Consider the following 20,303-nt stretch of genomic DNA (forward strand, 5'->3'; position numbering starts at 1 on the left):
TCTGCCTGAACTAGCTTGATAAAAACAAACTCTCTACCATTGACAAGCAAACCAAAAGTTGGTCGTTCAGCATTGGGAGTGTCGAGTATGTAAGCAAGTGCTTGAGGTAGTGCAGATATCACATCGAATTTAGTGCTTTTAGATTCAATAACCAGTATCCACAGTCTTTTATTTACAACTAAAACATCAATACTACCTTTAACAATAACGTTTTCATCTACAGCAGAAATTTCCGTGGACGTTTCTGTTTCAATCTCGAAACTGGGTTGATAAAAACCAGCTAAATCAAGTAGTGGTGACAACACAACCATCTTCACTACTTCTTCAGACATGGGGCGGCGTTTACTTAAATTTGAATAATTGCTTTTTACTCTTTCTAAAGATGATTTTTCAATATCTGTTAGTAAAGGTAAATTTTCTCGCCATTCTGGGAAAAAATTAATATCGGTAACTAACTCTAATCCAAAAGTTTCCTCTAGTTCGTAAAGACTGATATCCCGCGCTTGGATGTGGGTGCTTGCGCTATTGCCACAAGAGTCAGCTTCTCCGCAATAGTAACGTTCAAACTTCATAAAACTCAGACTTAGACTTTCTTATGGAGTGCTGGAAAGATGATCCCGCGAGTGCAGATTGTGATCAAGAGATTGGTGAGGAAACTTGATAACACTAATTTATCTTAATACAGATGAGTTTCTCCTTTAACAAAGTCAATATACTCCCGCAGAGAAGCATTGTTATCAACCTCAATAACAACAAACTCTGGTAACTCATAGGGATGAAGTTCACAAATACGTTGTTTTAAACGCTCTATTCCTTGAGTTGAAACCTTCATCATCAGAAAAATGGGTAGAAACCCCGTCCTTGAGCGATAGCGGAGGACGGCTTTACATGGAACGTGGTAAAATGTGAAGTATGGAAAAAGCCTCCCGCTACCGTTTTTACCCAACTGCCGAGCAAGAACAGATATTGCGCCGGACGATTGGTTGTGTGCGGTTGGTTTTTAACCGAGCCTTGGCAGCGAGAACAGAAGCTTGGTATGAGAAACAAGAGCGAGTAGATTACGCTCAAACTTCCACTATGTTGACGCAGTGGAAAAAACTTGATGACCTCCAATTTCTCAATGAGGTTAGTTGTGTACCACTGCAACAAGGCTTGAGACATCTGCAAACAGCATTTACTAACTTCTTTGCTGGTAGAGCGAAATACCCTAACTTCAAGAAGAAACGCAGTGGAGGTAGTGCAGAGTTTACTAAGTCTGCTTTCCGGTGGAAGGATGGACAAGTCTACTTGGCTAAGTGTTCTGAACCACTGCCAATTAAATGGTCTAGGCAACTTCCCAAGGACTGCGAACCTAGCACCATCACAGTCAAACTTGAGCCGAATGGACGCTGGTTTGTCAGTTTGCGGATTGATGATCCATCTGACGAAACTTTGCAGCCTGTTGATAGTGCTGTGGGGTTGGATGTAGGGGTGAGTAGCCTTGTTACCCTGAGTACAGGTGAAAAGATTGCTAACCCCAAAGCATTTGACAAGCACTATCAAAAACTGAGGAAAGCTCAAAAGTCTTTGAGTCGTAAGCAAAAAGCCTCTCGCAATCGAGACAAAGCAAGACTCAAAGTAGCTCGTCTTCAAGCTAAAATTTCTGATTCTAGGAAAGACCATCTGCATAAACTGACAACTCGACTGATTCGTGAAAATCAAACGATAGTAGTTGAGGATTTGGCAGTTAAGAATATGGTCACAAATCCCAAACTTTCCCGTGCCATCAGCGATGCTGCATGGGGTGAGTTGGTGAGACAACTGGAATATAAAGCCAAGTGGTATGGTCGAACCTTGGTGAAGATTGACCGATGGTTTCCTAGTTCTAAACGCTGTGGGCATTGCGGTCACATTGTTGATAAATTGCCGTTGAATGTCAGAGAGTGGGACTGTCCCAACTGCGGGACGCACCACGACCGGGATATCAACGCCAGTCGAAATATTTTGGCGGTGGGACACACCGTTGCAGTCTGTGGAGCGAACATAAGACCTAATAACCATAGCGTTAAAGGGCAGTTGCAAAAACCCCGTAAGGGAAGGAAACAGAAACCCAAGTCGTGAGGTTTGGGAATCACCGTGGCTTTAGTCCGGTGAGGATGTCAATAATGTCACTTCTGCCTCTGAACAAACTTCTCCTTTCCAAGAATATATACTGTGGACTGGATACAGGTTAACACAGTCTACAATATGCTCTTCTACAAGCAAACGAGCAATCCGTTCTCCGTGTTCTGGCGGTAAATTTGTTAATGCAATTTTCATCGTACTTTTCCTCCTGGGACTGAATTAAAAGTTTAAAGAAGAATTGCGAGACTCCGTTTTCTCAGCGATTACAAAGCATCAGTGCGAGAGATAGATTCGATCAACTCCTCAACTTCTTCGTCGTCTAGGCATTGTTTCACCTGGCTGCTGAACCACTTAGATTCTTCTGGTTCTGTATCATTGACTCGGTAAACCAGTAATGTTCCAGCAACGCGGGCGAGAGTAAGAGGTGATGGGGAAAGGTGGCTTAGTAGATCGCACGCATCCTGGTATATTTCCATGACTGATGATTCGTCCAAGGGAGATCCCAACTGAGCCGAAAGCTGTTTTAGGTTCTCCTGAATAGATAAATGCAAATCTGGATCTTCGGGATGGGAAAAAGGGTTACTCATGACTGTCGTTCAAATACCATTGCATTGGGGCTAGAAGCAATTTTTTGAGGTAAGTTACACTTTTGGGTTAACTCATATACATCGAATATGTGTAACGGTTCATCTGGCTGTAGGCTTTTGTGTTGTTTACATTCTTCCAAGTCTTAGGAAACATAAACGTTAATTTCAAAACCTTGTTGTGTTGCTTTGTATCTAAGTTTTGTTGCCTATTTTAAATATTTTATACTGGAAATTGTCTGCTCCGAATTAGATTCTATATTTTTGGAGATAGTATTGATGGATTACACATCCCCCAGTAAATATATTCTGTTAACTACAGAACGGGAAATGAACGAAGCAGGTGCAAATATTTTTGGATGCAACCTCAAAGAGGCAAAATCTAAAAAACACGCTACTCAATATTTGCAGAAAATGGCTAAATACCGCCAGAAAATTCACCAAAACAACAAAAATTGGATTGACATTTATATTAAATCTAGGGGGAAATATAAATTCGTTGTTACTGCTGATTGCGTTGAAGGATTTAGCGAAAACAAGTATAGATTCAGCCCCGCAAGCGTTAAGAAAATTCAAGAATATTTATCAGGAAAAGTGTATAAAACTGAGTGCTGCTTCGATGAAGACCGAGGAAATGCGGTAATATATGCTCGATTAACAAGTTGGGAAGATGCTAGAGACTTTGCTAATTATTTGGCAAAGCTAGACTTAGATTGCTATGTTGATGAGCGAAGCAGATACAGTGCATAGATATTAAGTACGGTTTGTTCATGCTGATAGATTGGTGCTTGAGAATATAGCACCACTGATGTTGATTCAAGAACGATGGAACATAGCCTCAAGATAAACTTGCCCAACATGGCGATCTCCATCACCGTTTTGCAGCAGAAACAGTGAGACAGCCGCAGCCAGTAAACGTTTCTCATCCCAATCTGGGTGTTGCTGTAAGTAATCCTGCATACAATCGTGCAAGGAGGCAGGGATTTGAGTGAAAATGCTAACTGTTGCGTTCATAGGATGCGGACTGGAGACAAGAGAATTAACCTGACAACTAGCTTTAACCTTTGCTATATCGTTGAGTAGCTACTAAACAATCTGTAATACGTTTAAATACTCTTATACAGATATTTGTAGAAGTCTTAACGACAAGAAGGACTAGTCGAATTATTGTGCAACTCCAGGGGGTAGGGTTGTCAATGTTGCGAAATGTCAAGCATAAGTACAAAAAGAATTAAGTATTACGGCAGCATCAGGGTTGAAGATACATTTCTGTTACGTTACTTAATAAAAACTCAGTAATTAACAAGACTTAAAGCCTAGAAGATAAAATCCCCAGCGACACGGCAAAAGCCTGTAGCCTTGTTGACTGTCTGTGGAAAATAGCCGAGGTAGCTGTGGAAAAGCTGTGGAAGGGATGCGGAAAAATTGAGCTAGTAATAAGAATTATCAAAAGTCGCAACTGCACACCAGAATCTTAGAAAAAACAAAGCGACGGGTAGTTCACCCACATCGCTTTGCTTTCATTACCCAAGAATCCCAATCACCGCCGCCAGAACAGCAGCAGCTTTGTCGCCAGTGGGAATGAATATCCGCTTGCGCCACTGAATTACTTCACTGAAACAACCCACAGCCACAAATCTGTCAGCTAGGGAAAGAGCCTCAACCAATTCCAAGCGAGGTTCACCAGCAATGGAAGACCGCCGCAGCGTGACTCCTCCGGGCAACTGCTGAGAATAGCCTTCGTTGAGTACCAATGAAACAAGTTCTGCTGGAGAAAGCAGCTTGTTCTTCAGCCCAAGCTGTTCAGTAACGGTCTGGATGTCTGAGGCATGAACAACCCGCCCCAGAATTTTCTGTCCATCACTTGTTTGCAGGCGAAACACCCGGCTGTTCTTCTGTGGCAGAATTTTCCAAATGGGTAGCAATATGCCTGTAACCAAATGCAAGTAATCAGTAGTGAATCTGGGTAATTCATCAACTTCTCTCGACCACGCCGTAACAAACTCCTCAGCCGAAACCTGCTGCCAAGTGGATGATTCCAATTGTTCGACTGGTACACGAGTTTCTTTCTGTGGACGGACGAGTAAAACCCGTGGCACAACACCACCATCACAGTCGAATATACTGTGCGTAGGAATGGATACAGCCGCGTTACTGGATTTCTGATTTACCATGAGTTGTCCTTGGTACTTAGCAGCAAACTCAAGCATCTCGACAGCAGTTCTGATGTTATTTCGTTGAACTTGCTCGACCTTCAGGTAGTTAGTTACACTCCCGGTATCTGGGTGCGTGTAAACAGATTCGCAGCTTTCGATAGTAAACCTTTCAGCACGGAGCGTTTCTACTCCAGCTTCAAAGATACCGTTTGCGATCGCCGTCTCAATTTGTTGACTCAAGAGCAACTCAAAACGCTCGAAAATCACGTTCTGCATCCTGATAGTCAAAGCCAGCAGTCGATTAAGGAACTGTCGCAAGGGTGGGAGGTCGATCTTCATCCCGCCTTCATGAGAAGTCAGGCTGAGTCCAGTCATTTGCTCAAAAGTCCCTAGTGGAACCTCATAGAATCGACCTTGGAATATCTGCTTAAAGAGTTCGTACAAGGCATACTCCGCGTACTGGGATTCAAGATTATCCTTAGTGTCGAAGATTCCATTACCTCCAGTCTGCCGTTGCCCCCGTGTCAGTGCGCCCAAGCTGTCCAACCGTCGAGCGATAGTCGAGATGAAGCGGCGTTCACCTCTAACGTTAGTGGTCACTGGACGGAATACTGGTGCAGATGCTTGGTTAGTCCGGTGAGAGCGCCCAAGCCCTTGAATGGCATTATCTGCCCTCCAACCAGCTTCGAGCAAATAGTGCGATCGCCGCCTACGATTCACAGCGTTCAAATCAGCGTGGTAGCTACGACCAGTACCGCCAGCATCAGAGAAGATGAGGATTTGCTTCTCACCCGCCATAAATGCTGTAGTTTCAGCAATATTCGCACCAGCACCCCGTGAATCCACAAACAGCCGTCCGGCTTCATCTTTCAATACCCGCTTGCTACGACCTGTGACTTCAGCCACCTGTTTGTGACCGAAGTGCCAAAGCAGTTGTTCTAAAGCGCCAGGAATTGGGTCAAGGCTTGCCAATCGGTCAACCAGGGCATCTCTTAAGTCCACAGCTTCAGCCGAAACAATCGGAGAACCATCGGCATCGAAAGCCGGTTCAGAACGCTCATCTCCTTCAGAAGATGAGTAAATCTCATGCAAGTGGACAGGAAACGCACTTAACAAGTAGTCCATGACATACTCACGGGGAGTTAAATCAAGGTTTAAATCTTTCCATTCTTCTGCCGGAACTTCATTGAGTCGGCGTTTGAGTAATTCCTCATTGGTAGAAACTATTTGTACAATCACCGCATGACCCTGGGCGATATCCTGCTCAATTGCTTTGATCAGCATGGGACACTTCATCCCCGTAAGCAAATGGTTAAAGAATCTTTGCTTGTGAGATTCAAACTGAGACATCGCAGACATTTTAGCCATGCGGTTGTATGTTTTCGCACCAGTGATTTTACAGGCTTCTAGTGCTTTCTCTAAATTATTATGAATAACTTGAAAGGCATCCGCGTAGCTATCATAGATCCGTTCCTGAGTAGGAGTTAGTTCGATTTCTAACATCTCGTACTCCACCCCATCGAATGATAGCGATCGCGCCAAATACAGACCCAATGCCTTGAGATCCCTAGCAACAACCTCCATTGCGGCAATACCGCCAACTTCAATGGAGTCCACAAAATCCTCACGCGAGTTAAAAGGGAAGTCGCCGGTCTGCCAAAGCCCCAAGCGATTAGCATAGGATAAGTTTGATACTTTGGTGGCTCCGGTGGCAGAGACATAGACAACTCTGGCTCTGGGTAGAGCGTTTTGCAACCGCAGCCCAACAATACCCTGCTGGGATGCGCTCACTAAACCGAGTGTACCCTCTTGTGCCATTGCGTTACCCATGCTGTGGCACTCGTCAAAGGAGATCGCACCCTCAAAGTCCTTGCCTGCCCACTCAACAATTTGCTTAAGCCGACTTTTACCGTTCTTTTGGGAACGTAGCGTGGAATATGTGCAGAACAAGATGCCTTCTGTGAAAGGGATTGGATCGCCAAGTTTAATGTTACTTAGGTCAATTATGTCCTTTTCACTACCGCCCAAAGCACACCAATCTCTACGGGCATCTTCAATCAGTGCAGAGCTTTTGGATACCCAGATAGCTTTGCGTCGTCCCTGACACCAATTGTCGAGGATGATTCCCGCGCACTGTCTACCCTTACCCGCACCAGTCCCATCACCAAGGAACCAGCCACGGCGAAATCGCACGGTGTTTTCGGCGTTATTTGCCGCTATAGTCACATTATCCCACGAATCATCAACAATATAAGACCCTGACAGATATTCAGAGTGAGCCTGACCTGCGTATATGACACTTTCAAGCTGTGCTTCTGATAACAAACCTTGGGTGACTAGATGCCGAGGTAGATGAGGTTTATATGTGGGAGCCGGGGGAGAGACTAGAGCTAGGGCTGCACTTTCACAAAGCAGCGACGGATGTGGTTTTGCATCCTTGATTCGGATTCGCTGTGGGCGATAGGTTTCGTAAAGTGCATCTTTCAATTGGTCATTTGCCGCCCAGTCAATCAGCTCATAATCTAGAGGTGCAACATCAATAAATTGGGATAATGTTTGAGTAACTGGTGCTGGTTGAGATTTTAATTTAACGGGACTTAAACGAACCGCTTTTGAAACCGAAGCTTGAGCAGTTGGAGTAGTTGGTTCCCAAACTGGTCGCGGTGGCAGTTGCTCAATCAGCGTTGCGAGTTCTGCTAGTTCAACGGTGTCGCTAATACAAGGAATTTCTTGTGGATCAACCGCCGGAACTTTGTCTATAACCGTCAATCGGGTATCAATGTGAGTTCCGTGTTTGCTGTAGACCTTACCGTTGATACCGACCGAAAGCACTACCGTTGCCTTCTCCTGCATCTTAACGAAAGTATCTCGCCAAGTTAGATTATTTGGTGAAAACCAGTTAGCGGAGATTGTTACTAGCCGACCGCGATCGCACAACCTTTGCAACGCCGAGTTGATATGCCGTGGTGTAGCATCAGGATTACGACTAGTAACTTTGGGTGATGCCGAGAAAGGAGGATTCATCAGTACAACAGACGGCTGAGTCTTTCCTGCTAAGTAATCGTTTATCTGCTCGGCATTCACGGAGAATAGTGGAACGCCAGGGAATAACCGCCGAAGAATCTTGCTTCTGTCAGGTGCAAGTTCGTTGAGCATGAGACTCGCGCCCTGAAGTTTGGCAAACTGTGCTAGTATTCCGGTTCCGGCTGATGGCTCTAGCACTAAATCATCAGTTGTGATTTGTCCGGCAGCACAAGCCAAGTATGCCAGGGACAACGGGGTAGAGAACTGTTGAAGCTGCAATTGTTCTTCGCTGCGGCGGGTATGCGTGGGGCAAAGGGATTCAATCAGTTGCAGTTCTTCTAAGGGATGTTGAGACAATCCCTTGTGCCGCAAGTACAATATTGCTGCCACCTCAACAGCCTCGTAAGCGTCCTTCCACTGCCAAGCGCCCTCTGCTGCTGTGCCGTGGAAGTGGCGGTTCATCTGGGCTTGAATCGTTTTGGTGGTTAGTGGTCGGTGTTCAATGAGTGATTTGCTAAGTTCAGTTGCAACGTTGAGGATTGATTGCCCATAATCCAAAACTGTTTGCAGATCAAAGAGAGTCCCTTGTGTAGCGATGAGACTGACCATATATATATAGATATAATTTTCACTTTCGCTTTGGCGTAGCCGTTTGTTAATACTTTTGTGCCTCAAGTTGAGCATTGACTTGTATTCATGAGAAACTTCGTTAATTAGTGTCACTGTTTAATTAGTAGAGGCGATCGCCCTTTTTGAAGCGTGGTCGGGGGGATCGCCAATCGGACTAAGCAGTTATCTTGCGTGGTTTTGGCTGGCGCTGACGGGGAGATTTAGGCAGTGTGGGATTGGTGGATTTGCTAGTTCTGCGCTTTGGTTTAGTCGGTTGTACTTCTTGGGCTTTGGCTGGTGGCAGTAGTTGGAGGGTAGGGAATAAGACTATTGCTGCTGACGCTGGAAGACAGTTCTGAGGGGATTGGGTTTCTAATGTCCAGGGGTCGGGAATTTCCTCAAACTGTGGTGCGATTGCGGGAGTGGGGAGTGGAATTTCCTGTTGTGGAGTAGGAACTTGTTGAAATACGGAAACTGTGGACTGTTCGATAATTGGCGGTTGCCATCCTGCACCTGGTAGTGGTACGACCCACAAACCACCAACGAAATCGAAAACCATCAGTGCGACAACTCCCATAACGACTGCTTGAATCATGAGGTTGAGGGTAGCTTGAATATCCATAATGAGACTCCGAATGTTTGTAATTTTTCTTCAATGTGATGAGGTATTGCAGTTGGGTCTGAAGCGTGTCGTCGCTGCAACCCTCACATAAGCTTTGGCGTAGCCATTTTCAGCTAGTGAGTGCAAAGCGGTTAAAACGGTATGTGAATATCTTCGTCCACAGAAGAAATGTTGGTGTTGGTATTGGTAGTACAAGACTGGGGTTTAACCAAATCGTAATTTGCGCCATGCCAGCAGCTATCACTGTTGTTATTGTCTGCCCAGGATTGCAACTGGTTCACCAATTCGAGATGACTTAAAATCAAAGCCTTTTCCTCATCAGTCCATTCTCTTTGGCTACCGTCAGACACTGCTTGAAAGATGGAATCAAAGTTGTGATTACTCATATTTTTTCTCAGCCTATCTTTCACGTTCGCTTTGGCGTAGCCGTTGAAAGTTAATCCTACAGGGTGATTATGTTTATCCCAACCATTGAAATATCGTTAGCAAAGGCTAAGATCCAAAAAGTCAATTAATTGAAATAAGCAATGGCAAGCAAAGAAATCGATGTCAGAGAGTACACTGTCAGAGCGCACAAACGCACGATACACACCCGCACATTCAACTTTGTGTGCAAGCAATGTGATCAACCGACAAGCCGGGAGACGTTTGGAGTCCGCCCTCTGTATTGTGAAATCTGCCGCCCACCTTCGGCTCCCAAGAAGTCTGCCGCCGCACCTCCAAAGAAGGGTAAGCCGAGAGCTAAGGTTTATAAGAGTGATGTGGATTTTAAGAAATAGTTGTGGGGCGATCGCTAACCCTAAACAAAATGCTTCTGGTGAATTACTTACCAGAAGCCGAAGAGTGTGATTGAGTTTGGACGATTGGAGCCATTAATAGTTTAAACGTACTATATAAATCGAAGTCCTTCTATACTTGGTCAGTTGAACTAATTGTCAATCAAAAAGCAGGTCAGTATTATTGTAGAAATTAGATTCAAGAGGACGAAAATGCCCAATTTTTGCAAATTGTAAAGCACATTTTATTTTGACATTTGATGCCGATAAAGTAATTTCAGGCTTTTAGAGAAAAATAGAAGAATGTCCCCCCAGCCAGATAGCGTAGGCATCTACTTACGAGAAATCTCTAAATATCCCATGCTGACTCCAGAGCAAGAAATTACTTTGGCCAGACAGGTAAAGCAGATGATGGCAGTACAGCAGCATCAACAACAGAGGCAAGAGCAACTACATCGTCAGTTAACTTTGGCAGAACTAGCTACTGAGATGGGTAAAAGCAAAACCGAAGTATCCCAGATTCTGCGCTTAGGCCAGAAGGCGAAAGAAAAGATGATTGCGGCTAATCTGCGACTGGTAGTAGCCATCGCTAAAAAGCATCGTTGGAGTCATCTGGAATTTTTGGATTTAGTACAAGAAGGTTCTATTGGGTTGCAAAAGGCTGTCGAGAGATTTGACTCAAACCGAGGCTACAAGTTTTCGACCTGCGCTTACTGGTGGATTCGGCAAGAAATCACAAAGGCGATCGCTAACAAGTCCACCACCATCAGAACACCAAGTCATATGAATGACCGTTTAATTAAACTCAAGAAAGTACAACGAGAAAGAGCGAGAATGCTGGGGCGATATCCCACAATTACAGAAATAGCAGAATTTGCCGAGCTTCGCCCAGACCAAGTGAGAGAATGTTTAATTGCGTTTCGCCAGCCTCTGTCCTTAGATACGCCAATGGGACAAGAGGAGGAAGTTGATTTTTGGGAAATTCTACCTAGCGATATTGCTTCCCCAGATGAATACCTAGACGAAGGATTAATGCGGCAAGATTTGGCGAATTGTTTGCTCACACTTAAACCACTGCAAAGACAGGTGCTGATGTTGCGCTTTGGTTTGGGTAGTGTTGACAAGCTCTCGACCAAACAAATTGCCGAAAGACTCAACATAAAACAAGCAAAAGTGGGGACAACTCAAAAACAGGCGATAAAAGTTTTGCATCGTCAGCAACCGCAGATGCGAGAGTATTTAGCTTGATGGCTGCCCTCTGTATTGCGAAACCTGCCGTCCGTCGCAGGCTCCTGCGAAGTCTGCCGCCGTAAACCTAGAGCAATGACATATAAAAGTGATGGGTGAACTAGATTACAGTAGTAATGATGAACCAATAAACTAAGTTCATCCATGTTCTCACAATGGATTTATTTGACCAAAATTTAATCAACCAAATTCAAACCCAAGCGCCACTAGCTGCACGAATGCGTCCACGAACACTGGATGAATTTGTTGGGCAAGACCACATTATTGGCCCTGGTAGGCTGTTACGACGAGCAATCAGTTTAGATCAGTTATCGTCGCTGATTTTCTACGGCCCTCCAGGAACGGGAAAAACGACTCTAGCGCGTGTGATAGCCAATACAACTCGCGCTCATTTCCTAGCGATAAATGCAGTCCTTTCAGGTGTTAAAGAAATTAGAGCCGCGATTGACACAGCACAAGAACAGCGTAAATTTCATAACCAACGAACTATCCTGTTTGTGGATGAGGTTCATCGTTTTAACAAGTCTCAGCAAGACGCTTTGTTGCCTTGGGTAGAGAATGGGACAGTAATATTAATTGGTGCAACTACGGAAAATCCGTATTTTGAAGTCAACAAGGCTTTGGTGAGCCGCTCACGGATTTTTCAACTCAAACCACTCAATGATGAGGATTTGTACAAAGTCGTAAATCAAACCCTAACTGACGAACAACGCGGTTATGGTTGTTTAAAAGTACAAATCGATGATGAAGCGTTAAAGCATTTAGTAAATGTTGCTAACGGAGATGCGCGTTCACTACTAAATGCGTTGGAATTAGCAGTGGAAACAACACCACCTGATGAAGCTGGAGTAATTCACCTCAATTTAGCAGTAGCAGAAGAATCAATACAGCAACGTGCAGTTTTGTATGATAAAGAAGGTGATGTTCATTTCGATACCATTAGCGCCTTTATCAAAAGTTTGCGTGGTTCAGATCCAGATGCAGCGTTGTACTGGCTAGCAAAAATGGTTTATGCCGGAGAAGACCCACGATTTATTTTCCGGCGAATGCTAATTCTGGCTAGTGAGGATGTAGGACTGGCTGATCCTAATGCTGTGGTAGTAGTCAATGCTTGCAATGAAGCTTTTGACCGAGTAGGGATGCCAGAAGGTCGTTATCATTTAGCACAAGCAGCACTGTATTTAGCGACAGCAGCAAAATCCAACAGTGTGATGGGATTTTTTGATGCGTTGGCAGCGATTGAGCATGAAAAAGAGGCAGAAGTACCCAATCATTTAAAAGATGCCAACCGAGATAAGAAAGGTTTTGGACATGGGGCTGGTTATCTTTATCCTCATGCTTATCGAGATCACTGGGTAGAACAGCAATATTTACCCGCCAGCTTACAAGGGCAAGTATTTTACCAACCTTCACTACAAGGACGAGAAAGAGAAATCAGTACCGAGGTGTCTCGCCGTCGAGAAGCTCAACTGGCTGCATTAGTTGAAGGGAGTGCGATCGCTCCTCTAGAGATACTGACTTATGGTACTATTGACCGGGCTAGTGAACGTTGGTTGCAAAGGACGCTTTCTCAAGTAGGTACACAGTTGGCCACGGTGCGAGATCGCATTTTTGAATTAGCGCAATTGCAACGTCACCATATCGTATTGGATCTAAATGCCGGAAGTGGCTTGCTGACTTGGGAAGCAGTAAGGCAAACTCCTGAAGGTGGAGTTTATGCCTTTGTTCGTACTGGTAAAGATGCTAATGCGTTATCCCAACAAGCAGATTCCCTAAAAGAACTAATACGTCCACAAATTTTACACGCCTCAATCTCTCAATTGGTTGAGGTGATAACCCAACAAGCAGCTAATGTTCAATTTGATTGCATTATTGGCCGCAATGTTTTAGTTTCTGAACTTGATAAGTCAAATGTGGTTCAAAATCTAGAAAAAATAATACCCGAAAGAGGAAGGCTCATATTGGCAGAGACTGTACCGCGTTACACTCAACGCTTTTACCGTCTACTAGAAGATTACCCACTAGATAGCAAGTTATACAAAAGCTTAATGTCAGCAGAAGAAGCAATTTATGATGATGGCTCAGACCCCATGCTCAATTGGGATGTGGATGACTTACGTAATGCTTTTAAATTAGCAGGGTTAGAGGCAAAGGTAATTGTTGAGAAAAATTTGACGCAAATGCACATCAGTAGCCATTTCCTGGAACGTTTGTTTACAAATAATAAGCATCGACCAAGTTATACGCAGCGCCTTGGACAAAATTTAACACCAGAGGAATTAGAAAAGCTCAAGGGAATATTCACACAGTATTTGCTTAATCAAACAATTCCTTGGGAAAGTACTATTGCTTTTATTCGAGCGAACAGAGGATAAGTTTTTTGTATAAATCAATTGCCGATTTAAATACACTCTCAAGAGTTATTTTTTTAGGAAAAAATATGTCATTTTAGTACCCATGTTTCAACTACTAAAAGTACCCATGTTTTAGCCTGGGACGCTTACTTATGGCAGGAGCATTACGGGTGTGTTTGACTTTGAGGAATTGTTACTTTTAGTAGAACGATCATAAATATATGGGCTACCTTTCAGATTTATCAAGAATTTTGTTAACGGAAGATAGCCTTCTACAATGACCCAAAACGTTTTGGGTTGCTATTCTTTCAAAAAGTTTTCTATTTGAGATAAGAGATTTTCAGCTTGTTGAAGTCTTTCTGGATTAGTCTCCATTTTCTTTAGTGATTTCTTGAATTGCTTATAAGCTATATCCAGGCGATCTTGAATTACGTTTGATCGGTTTGGTTTATGAGACTGAATAAATTTTTTAATTTCTGCAAGTGAAAGCTTTTGAGCAATTGTTTTTTCTAAAATTTTTTTTCTAAGTTCAGGTTCCTTAATTTTGGCAATTTCTAACCCTTTAGTGTATTCAATCTTTCCCTGACGTACACATTCTAAAATCTCTTTAGGTTTTTTAAGCAATGGTAATCGGCTTTTAACAAAAGATTCCCAGCTAATGCCCCCTAAGAAATCAAATACAGATTGAATGACCTCATACTGGGGATGAGCTAAAACGTTTTCCCTTCCTGAACGACGTTTTAGATTATCCATTTGATATAGAAGGCTTATGGCTTCCTCAATAGTTCCTTCAATATTTAAAGCAAGAAGTTTAAGCGTTGCATCTAAATCTTCTAATGCACTAAAGTCTCGACGATTTTTATTTTCTGTGATAGAAGCTTTGAAAGCTTCTAAATCATTCCAATTAAATATTCTCACAGGTAGCATATCAATTTCTGCAAACTCAGAAGCATGATAACGACGTTTACCTGCAACTAATTCATATTCATCAGATTGTTCATTATCAAGCGGACGAACCCACAAAGGAGAATGAATACCATTTGGTTTTAAGTCATTTAAAGCCCATGCTTTTAGTTCGTCTATATCGTAGTAGTACCTTACAGGTTGGCTATCTGGCGCGAAACTAAACGTCAAGTGGATTTTAGAGCGATTTACAAGAACTACAGAAGAATTTTGGTTCAACTCATGCTGATTAATCTCTCCATCTTCAAATTCAGGGGTAAAGCTTAAAATTTGCTTTAAATTAGCAATTCTTTGATCGGTTTTAGTTTTGCCAGCGCTTTCCAATCTTCCCATGCTTTTTTGCCTCCTCTTTTTATTTCATAAACTGGTTTTCCCTCAGCAGCTGCATGTTCATAAACTTTCAACCTCTGGATTCCCTGTTCTAACACAGGTAATCCTTGCTCTTTGAGTGTATGAATGGCAATTTCACCATCTGGCTCTGACGAAGGAGGTACAACCGTTAGTAAAACATAAAATTTCGTTTTTGGTGGGAAACTTTGTACCATCATATTCAATGCACTGATGGAAAGAGCTGACGGAGTTGTAATAGCAAGCAATAAATCGCATCCTTCAACCAGCTCTTTAATTTCTTCTGAGGTTGGTCTTGCTGGGGTATCAATGATAATAAAGTCAAATTTCTCTTTTGCCATTATTCGATTAGCTGTGTTTTCTGTAGCTACTTTAAATGGCAGATGATTGCGAGAACTCCAGACTGATGCCGAACGGTTAGGATCATAATCAATCAGTAAAACTTTACGATCTTCCTGAGCAAATAGGCAAGATAGACAAATTGCTGATGTTGTTTTACCGACCCCTCCTTTAAACGAAGTCAGCGTTACAAATTTTGTTGTCAAGGCTTTGTTCCTGCTACCGATTGTAATTGAAAAAGAATTTTAACCTAGCCTGGACTAATTCTTGATTAAATGAAGAACTTTTCTCACATTTTTAATTATGACCCAATATGTTTTGGGTCAACTAAGAATCTTAAAAACATAACTAAATCAACTTTAAATCAAAAATTGTTAAAGGTATACGTATGGGTACTAAATGTATCCCAATACTATTTATAGATTTTTTAGTTCAATTTAGTACCCATATAGGATATATTTAGATGGCTTTTAGGTTATTACTACTTACTAATAATTTTTGTATCATATTTAACATTAATGACAAGTGTTCACGCATTACAAAAAATATTTCCAGCAGGTTTCGATAACGGTTATGGCAATCTGAAACTTTTAGTCGAAGGATTTGATGTCGTCCGCATCCCCAGCTACATTTCAACAGCCGACATGGAAGATGTACCAGGAAGAGTTGAGTTTGAAGGGAAGGCTTATACAGTTGGCGAATCGGCTTTCCGTGCCGGAACCCATTTTGAACGCAACACTGATAGTAACGAAAACAAAGTCAAGAACGCACTGATTACTTTGTTGGGAGCGTTGGCACACTTGGAACACCGCAAAGCATGGCACTTGAAGATGGTAGTCAGCTTGCATGATGTCGGTTTAGCAGAAGAACTGAAGAAAGTATTAAATGGTGAATATCAGCCGATACTGGCAGGTAAACCATCCGAGGTCAAAGTAGAAGTGCTGAAGGTAATACCCGAAGGCATGGGGGCATTATTCGGACAGCAACTACCCAAAAAGTTAACTGTGCTGGACTTTGGCAATGGTACAACGCTGTTCTCGCGTTACAACCAGGGCAAGAGAGAAGTACATACCCCATACCCAACAGGTGTTGAAGTTCTTATTGATGATATTGCTCAAAAGATGAAACACCTCAATGGGGGTAAAGTCGCAGATCCAGCTAAGATTCGCTATTGCTTAGAAATGGGGCATACCAAGTATAGTCGGGACATCGACATCAAAGATATTTACATCGCTTGCTTAAAAGATTGGTACGAGAAGTACTTAAAGAAAGCTGTGAATTTGGCGCTTGATGCCAAGCACTCTGGAGATGAACTCTGGGCGATTGGTGGTGGTTGTCTATTACCGGGATTTACAAAGCTGCTAGAGAAAAACGGATTCAAAGTTTTGGACAATCCGGTAGAAGCTAATGCCGTTGGGCTTTTACAAATGGCGAAAACCATTGCTAGCAAGAGCTAGTAAGTCCAGTGTGAGGTAAAAAACATGAGAAAAGACCAAGACAACACACCAGAGAGAGTCCGTATCCGAGACAGTTACCGTAAACGTATATTTCTGGAATCGCAAAACCTGGATAAAAGTTACTTAGAGACTTTGTATTTCATAATAGATTGCTATTTTGCTTTCAAAAAAGGCGCATTTCCTATGCAACTAGGAGGGGTACAAACACAAGTTCCCCCACCTTTAATACTCACCCAACATCAACCACAAGTGCAACAGCCAGAGCAACAGCCAGTTAACGTGACAGATCAAACACCAGAAAAACCTGAAGATGATACATTTACTCTGGATTTTGAGCTATAAGTGTTAAAGGGCAGTTGCAAAAACCCCATAAGGGAGGGAAACAGAAACATAAGCCGTGAGTCTTAGGAATCACCGCACTTCTAGGGCGGTGAGGATGTCAATTTATTAGTCATTACTCATTAGTCAACAGTCTCTACTGGGGTTCAAGTTGCTGGATGATAAAAACCTGTTTCTTCATTAAATTCCCACCCCATACTTGAACTATCCTTCCCCTTGCACCATGCCACAAAAAGCGGTGGTGGTAATTTTGCTGTCTGTTCGCGCAGAGTTTCTACATTGACACCTAAACGAGAAGCCAAGCCTTGTTCGGTTAACGGCTTCATTCTCGGAGTAGAAGCTTGAGTATATGAGCTTCTACTGTATGATTTACCGCGCTGCTTGGGTTGATTGTTCAGATAAATTTGAATTTTTCTAATTGCATCCGCCAACTGTTCTACACGCGAACTCATCGATTCAATGTTCTGCTCCAACTCATCGGGTTGGTGGCTAGACTGTATTTCAATGCTAGTTAGCTTATGCTCAATTTGAACTTCAATCTCGTCAAGTCGAGAGTGAATTGCTGATATCGTTTCAGTATCACTACTACTGAGATTGCCTGTTAAATTTTGCCGTAAGTATTCCTCAACAATCTCTCTTATTCTAGAGTCCAGCCCGTTTTTCTCCAAGCCATGATGAGCAACTGCATCAAGGTTATTCAGGGAACCGTCAAGGTACATCTCAATAAAATGGGTAAGTGTCGCTGTGGCTGTTGTTCCCTTAGACTGGCAACGAAGGATAAACCTTTCCCACATCCTCTGGTCACAGTTAAAAGATGCTAGTTTTTTCCCCTTGCCAGTGTTGCTCATTTCTAAGTCTAGGTCAACTAAAGCTTATCACTGATAGTTTGTAAAACATTTACCTTTACGCTTACCTTTACAATATCATTTCTGCGGGTCAAACTCTAGAAGAATCAGCTTTCACCCAAACATTGTCATTTTCGTAAAATTCCCCACGCTGCTGTAGCGCAAACCCACCTAGCAATAATCCTAACCACACCTCCACTATCGGCATTTTCAACTTGCGTTGTAGCTTCGGTAGGGCAATCTCACCTTTTACTTCTGTAAGATAATGAGCGATCGCCCTTTGCCACTCATCCACATTCTCATCCCCCGCCAACCGATGCACGTCTTCCACAGTCTGTATTTCCAGCATTGCCAAGACGCTCTCTTTCTCCACAGGTGCGGCTACTGAATCATCTCTATTAATAGGATGAGTGAATTGATGTGGCCCATGTGGTCTAAAGCTCTGCGGTGGTGGTTCTTCAATGAGGTCATCTAAATCTAATTGCATGGTTGTTCGCACTAAACCAGCAAAGATATCTGTGCTGATGACTGGCCCCAAAGTATCTGTTTGTGCGCGGACATCTTCTAGCAACAACTGGGCGCGGGTTCTGAGAATATCTGCAATTTGGGAGAAAGCTACGGCGGCTGTTGCTAATTGTGCTTCTACTGATAAATCCTCTAACTCAGTATCTAAACATTCCCATACCGCAGCCAGTGAAGAGGTGGGTGGCGCTTCGGATATCTCATCAAGAATGTCCCAGATTGTCAGCTGACGATAAATGGTCATGGTTCCGGGTGCAATGGGCAGGGTCTTACTGGGCAGTGAGTAGGACTGATTTCAAACATTTCTTTGTATTGGTAAAGCGTAACATTATATTCTTTAGCAAACGCCTGCAAGACCTTATCGGTGTAAGCCCGAATCTTACCAGCCGTCAATCCAAAACAGTGAATTGGCTCCAGGCGGCAGATTGGCTTTTGCCCTAGCCATAGTTCTGCACCTAAAGCGTGTAACGGTTTATCACCAGGGTCTTTGTACAAGTACAGTACAGCAAAATATGTTTCTGGTGGTTCAACTGTGATTGCCTCAATCTGCCTAGAATCATCTTTAGTTCGGTTGCGGTAGAACGAACGGCGATTGTGGCAAATCTTCGGGTTCCAGCAGCCATCACCCTCCGGCCCATGTAGCACTTTTGCTTTCGAGGTTAGTAGCTTGGCACATAGTTGACACTTAGGATCTAACGGCTTGGGCATAGGCTACTCTGCTTGTTCCCCGATCGCCCGATAATAAGCAGCGATCGCCGCCTCTTGTTCAGAGCGAAGTGTGTACCGCCGAAACGCTTTCTCGCTTTGATGCCCGGTCAGTTTCCTGGCATGGCTGGGGTCAACGCCCAACAGCAATAAGTCAGTGGCGTATGTATGGCGGAACTGGTGAGGATGCAAATCTTCGATGCCTGCAAGCTCACCTATCTTCTCCACAGCGAAGTAAATCCCGTGGTAACTCAAGCGTTCACCCTTATATGACGCATGGTACGAAACCATCAACGGGGTGAGGCTGTTTAGTTCTTCACCCTGTTGGGAGCGCGATCGCAAATAACCTTCCAGCACGTCGCGGCTTTCTTTTCGCAATGGTACTAGCCGGGGTTCATTCGTTTTGGTATCAGGTAAGAACAGCAGCTTGCCATCGAAGGAACCAACATTTAGCTGTACAATTTCCCCAGCGCGTAGTCCGTGACTGAGAATGTGGACAAGCGCTGTATCGCGCTCTTTTGTCTCTCCCAACAATTCTAATGCTGACCAAACGCGCTCCATCTGCTCGTCAGTTAGGCTTTGGGCTGGTGGTAGTGGTACTTTCTCTAGCTTTATCCCCAGTGTCGGGTTAGTTGCAATTATGTCTGGATATGCATAACACATCCATTTAAAGAAGCTTTTGAGTGCAGCAACCCCCGCATTAATACTCGCTTTTGACAGGGGTTTTCCTGAATCAGTTTTTACTTCATCGCGTAGATACTCCTTGTATAACCCCAGGTGACGTGGGCGTAGCTCATGATAGTGTAGTTGCGTCCATCCCAAGAATCGCTTAAGTTCACGTTCGTACATTTTGCGACTGTTCGGCGCAAGATTGGTACTGCGTAAAAACTCCAGTACCTTTAGCCAGCGTATGTCTGTGGGTAAAGATGTTTTTCTTCCCCTGCTTCTAGATTGCTCCTGTAGGGTTGATGGCGCTTGATCCTGAATGTGGATCAACTTGATTGGCGGTAGGTTGTCAAGCTGAGGATTGTTTACCATGTCGAGCGCGTAGGCGCAAGCCTTGTCGTAGATATCGCTAGTGTTGCACTGTGGAACTAACATCCAAGCATTGTAAGTGACTGAAGGTAAAATCTGTTTACCTCATCGTCAAAATGCTTATAAATCTTGATGCTCACCCGAACTGTTAGAAATGTTTACAAAGTTTGGTTAAGTGAACTGTCCGTATTAAGCCGTCTAATCTGGACAATTATCCCTTTTATAAATATTAAAAATTAATTCTTTTGGTGGATGCAAAATATATCCCAAATAT

General features: G+C 43.3%; 21 protein-coding genes. 7 read left to right on the forward strand and 14 right to left on the reverse strand.

Features of this window, described 5'->3' with window-relative positions:
* Window positions 1–572: type I restriction endonuclease (locus tag H6G14_RS26795; protein ID WP_199326302.1), on the reverse strand; the 572-nt coding region annotated here is incomplete at its 3' end.
* 104 nt (window positions 573–676) lie between these two features.
* Window positions 677–835, reverse strand: coding sequence for a divalent cation tolerance protein CutA (cutA, locus tag H6G14_RS26800; protein ID WP_190571242.1), 159 nt, complete (start codon window positions 833–835; stop codon window positions 677–679).
* A gap of 77 nt (window positions 836–912) precedes the next feature.
* Here cutA (H6G14_RS26800) and H6G14_RS26805 point away from each other — a divergent pair, with 77 nt between their 5' ends.
* A complete protein-coding gene (locus tag H6G14_RS26805) occupies window positions 913–2,100 on the forward strand; it encodes an RNA-guided endonuclease InsQ/TnpB family protein (protein ID WP_190571244.1) in 1,188 nt (395 codons plus the stop codon).
* A 21-nt stretch (window positions 2,101–2,121) separates the two neighbouring features.
* Here H6G14_RS26805 and cutA (H6G14_RS26810) read toward each other — a convergent pair whose 3' ends face one another.
* Together cutA (H6G14_RS26810) and H6G14_RS26815 are read right to left on the reverse strand one after the other, a co-directional pair.
* A complete protein-coding gene (cutA, locus tag H6G14_RS26810) occupies window positions 2,122–2,298 on the reverse strand; it encodes a divalent cation tolerance protein CutA (protein ID WP_242053777.1) in 177 nt (58 codons plus the stop codon).
* A gap of 68 nt (window positions 2,299–2,366) precedes the next feature.
* Window positions 2,367–2,690, reverse strand: a complete 324-nt coding sequence (locus H6G14_RS26815; protein WP_010999652.1) for a hypothetical protein — start codon at window positions 2,688–2,690, stop codon at window positions 2,367–2,369.
* Window positions 2,691–2,966: 276 nt separating this feature from the next.
* Between H6G14_RS26815 and H6G14_RS26820 the strand changes: the two genes are divergently transcribed.
* Entirely contained in the window at window positions 2,967–3,437 is a 471-nt protein-coding gene (locus H6G14_RS26820) for a hypothetical protein (protein WP_010999651.1), read from the forward strand.
* 66 nt (window positions 3,438–3,503) lie between these two features.
* Here H6G14_RS26820 and H6G14_RS26825 read toward each other — a convergent pair whose 3' ends face one another.
* The 4 genes from H6G14_RS26825 to H6G14_RS26840 all read right to left on the reverse strand — a co-directional run bounded on the left by H6G14_RS26825 (window position 3,504) and on the right by H6G14_RS26840 (window position 9,484).
* The gene (locus H6G14_RS26825) at window positions 3,504–3,701 is read right to left on the reverse strand and encodes a DUF2811 domain-containing protein (RefSeq protein ID WP_044523598.1); all 198 of its coding nucleotides are present in this window, start codon (window positions 3,699–3,701) and stop codon (window positions 3,504–3,506) included.
* A gap of 509 nt (window positions 3,702–4,210) precedes the next feature.
* A complete protein-coding gene (locus H6G14_RS26830; protein WP_338421222.1) occupies window positions 4,211–8,590 on the reverse strand; it encodes a strawberry notch-like NTP hydrolase domain-containing protein in 4,380 nt (1,459 codons plus the stop codon).
* Window positions 8,591–8,651: 61 nt separating this feature from the next.
* Window positions 8,652–9,098: a hypothetical protein gene (locus tag H6G14_RS26835; RefSeq protein WP_010999648.1), complete on the reverse strand. Its 447-nt coding sequence runs from the start codon at window positions 9,096–9,098 to the stop codon at window positions 8,652–8,654.
* Between the two features lie 131 nt (window positions 9,099–9,229).
* Window positions 9,230–9,484 carry a hypothetical protein gene (locus H6G14_RS26840; RefSeq protein WP_096637450.1) on the reverse strand — a complete coding sequence of 85 codons (255 nt, stop codon included), beginning with the start codon at window positions 9,482–9,484 and terminating at the stop codon, window positions 9,230–9,232.
* Between the two features lie 141 nt (window positions 9,485–9,625).
* On the opposite strand from H6G14_RS26840, the gene H6G14_RS33755 reads away from it, so the two are divergent.
* From H6G14_RS33755 to H6G14_RS26850, 3 genes are all read left to right on the forward strand, one after another.
* Window positions 9,626–9,877 carry a hypothetical protein gene (locus H6G14_RS33755; RefSeq protein ID WP_242053786.1) on the forward strand — a complete coding sequence of 84 codons (252 nt, stop codon included), beginning with the start codon at window positions 9,626–9,628 and terminating at the stop codon, window positions 9,875–9,877.
* Window positions 9,878–10,177: 300 nt separating this feature from the next.
* A complete protein-coding gene (locus H6G14_RS26845) occupies window positions 10,178–11,122 on the forward strand; it encodes an RNA polymerase sigma factor, RpoD/SigA family (protein WP_190571246.1) in 945 nt (314 codons plus the stop codon).
* 155 nt (window positions 11,123–11,277) lie between these two features.
* On the forward strand, window positions 11,278–13,497 hold the full coding sequence (locus H6G14_RS26850) for an AAA family ATPase (protein WP_190571248.1): 2,220 nt from the start codon (window positions 11,278–11,280) through the stop codon (window positions 13,495–13,497).
* Window positions 13,498–13,776: 279 nt separating this feature from the next.
* Here H6G14_RS26850 and H6G14_RS26855 read toward each other — a convergent pair whose 3' ends face one another.
* Window positions 13,777–14,772: a ParB/RepB/Spo0J family partition protein gene (locus H6G14_RS26855; protein ID WP_190571253.1), complete on the reverse strand. Its 996-nt coding sequence runs from the start codon at window positions 14,770–14,772 to the stop codon at window positions 13,777–13,779.
* On the reverse strand, window positions 14,715–15,332 hold the full coding sequence (locus H6G14_RS26860; RefSeq protein ID WP_190571255.1) for a ParA family protein: 618 nt from the start codon (window positions 15,330–15,332) through the stop codon (window positions 14,715–14,717). Before H6G14_RS26860 ends, H6G14_RS26855 begins: the two co-directional genes overlap by 58 nt.
* 312 nt (window positions 15,333–15,644) lie before the next feature.
* Between H6G14_RS26860 and H6G14_RS26865 the strand changes: the two genes are divergently transcribed.
* Together H6G14_RS26865 and H6G14_RS26870 are read left to right on the forward strand one after the other, a co-directional pair.
* Window positions 15,645–16,583 carry a ParM/StbA family protein gene (locus tag H6G14_RS26865; protein WP_190571257.1) on the forward strand — a complete coding sequence of 313 codons (939 nt, stop codon included), beginning with the start codon at window positions 15,645–15,647 and terminating at the stop codon, window positions 16,581–16,583.
* 24 nt (window positions 16,584–16,607) lie between these two features.
* The gene (locus tag H6G14_RS26870; RefSeq protein ID WP_190571259.1) at window positions 16,608–16,925 is read left to right on the forward strand and encodes a hypothetical protein; all 318 of its coding nucleotides are present in this window, start codon (window positions 16,608–16,610) and stop codon (window positions 16,923–16,925) included.
* Window positions 16,926–17,068: 143 nt separating this feature from the next.
* Here H6G14_RS26870 and H6G14_RS26875 read toward each other — a convergent pair whose 3' ends face one another.
* From H6G14_RS26875 to H6G14_RS26890, 4 genes are all read right to left on the reverse strand, one after another.
* A complete protein-coding gene (locus tag H6G14_RS26875; protein WP_190571260.1) occupies window positions 17,069–17,770 on the reverse strand; it encodes a hypothetical protein in 702 nt (233 codons plus the stop codon).
* Between the two features lie 88 nt (window positions 17,771–17,858).
* The gene (locus H6G14_RS26880) at window positions 17,859–18,533 is read right to left on the reverse strand and encodes a hypothetical protein (protein WP_190571262.1); all 675 of its coding nucleotides are present in this window, start codon (window positions 18,531–18,533) and stop codon (window positions 17,859–17,861) included.
* A complete protein-coding gene (locus H6G14_RS26885) occupies window positions 18,530–18,997 on the reverse strand; it encodes a hypothetical protein (protein WP_190571264.1) in 468 nt (155 codons plus the stop codon). Before H6G14_RS26885 ends, H6G14_RS26880 begins: the two co-directional genes overlap by 4 nt.
* Before the next feature lie 3 nt (window positions 18,998–19,000).
* The gene (locus tag H6G14_RS26890; protein ID WP_190571278.1) at window positions 19,001–20,032 is read right to left on the reverse strand and encodes a tyrosine-type recombinase/integrase; all 1,032 of its coding nucleotides are present in this window, start codon (window positions 20,030–20,032) and stop codon (window positions 19,001–19,003) included.
* Window positions 20,033–20,303: the final 271 nt, after the last annotated feature.

Source organism: Nostoc parmelioides FACHB-3921, from assembly GCF_014696625.1.
Classification (GTDB): domain Bacteria; phylum Cyanobacteriota; class Cyanobacteriia; order Cyanobacteriales; family Nostocaceae; genus Trichormus; species Trichormus parmelioides.

Excerpts from the sequence above, each read along its gene's own strand:
- cutA (WP_242053777.1), bottom strand. The coding sequence starts at position 2,298 with ATGAAAATTGCATTAACAAATTTACCGCCAGAACACGGAGAACGGATT.
- H6G14_RS26885 (WP_190571264.1), bottom strand. The coding sequence starts at position 18,997 with ATGCCCAAGCCGTTAGATCCTAAGTGTCAACTATGTGCCAAGCTACTA.
- H6G14_RS26825 (WP_044523598.1), bottom strand. The coding sequence starts at position 3,701 with ATGAACGCAACAGTTAGCATTTTCACTCAAATCCCTGCCTCCTTGCAC.
- H6G14_RS26880 (WP_190571262.1), bottom strand. The coding sequence starts at position 18,533 with ATGACCATTTATCGTCAGCTGACAATCTGGGACATTCTTGATGAGATA.
- H6G14_RS26805 (WP_190571244.1), top strand. The coding sequence starts at position 913 with ATGGAAAAAGCCTCCCGCTACCGTTTTTACCCAACTGCCGAGCAAGAA.
- H6G14_RS26845 (WP_190571246.1), top strand. The coding sequence starts at position 10,178 with ATGTCCCCCCAGCCAGATAGCGTAGGCATCTACTTACGAGAAATCTCT.
- H6G14_RS26820 (WP_010999651.1), top strand. The coding sequence starts at position 2,967 with ATGGATTACACATCCCCCAGTAAATATATTCTGTTAACTACAGAACGG.
- H6G14_RS33755 (WP_242053786.1), top strand. The coding sequence starts at position 9,626 with ATGGCAAGCAAAGAAATCGATGTCAGAGAGTACACTGTCAGAGCGCAC.
- H6G14_RS26890 (WP_190571278.1), bottom strand. The coding sequence starts at position 20,032 with ATGGTAAACAATCCTCAGCTTGACAACCTACCGCCAATCAAGTTGATC.
- H6G14_RS26850 (WP_190571248.1), top strand. The coding sequence starts at position 11,278 with ATGGATTTATTTGACCAAAATTTAATCAACCAAATTCAAACCCAAGCG.
- cutA (WP_190571242.1), bottom strand. The coding sequence starts at position 835 with ATGATGAAGGTTTCAACTCAAGGAATAGAGCGTTTAAAACAACGTATT.
- H6G14_RS26815 (WP_010999652.1), bottom strand. The coding sequence starts at position 2,690 with ATGAGTAACCCTTTTTCCCATCCCGAAGATCCAGATTTGCATTTATCT.
- H6G14_RS26870 (WP_190571259.1), top strand. The coding sequence starts at position 16,608 with ATGAGAAAAGACCAAGACAACACACCAGAGAGAGTCCGTATCCGAGAC.
- H6G14_RS26855 (WP_190571253.1), bottom strand. The coding sequence starts at position 14,772 with ATGGGAAGATTGGAAAGCGCTGGCAAAACTAAAACCGATCAAAGAATT.
- H6G14_RS26865 (WP_190571257.1), top strand. The coding sequence starts at position 15,645 with ATGACAAGTGTTCACGCATTACAAAAAATATTTCCAGCAGGTTTCGAT.
- H6G14_RS26840 (WP_096637450.1), bottom strand. The coding sequence starts at position 9,484 with ATGAGTAATCACAACTTTGATTCCATCTTTCAAGCAGTGTCTGACGGT.
- H6G14_RS26875 (WP_190571260.1), bottom strand. The coding sequence starts at position 17,770 with ATGAGCAACACTGGCAAGGGGAAAAAACTAGCATCTTTTAACTGTGAC.
- H6G14_RS26835 (WP_010999648.1), bottom strand. The coding sequence starts at position 9,098 with ATGGATATTCAAGCTACCCTCAACCTCATGATTCAAGCAGTCGTTATG.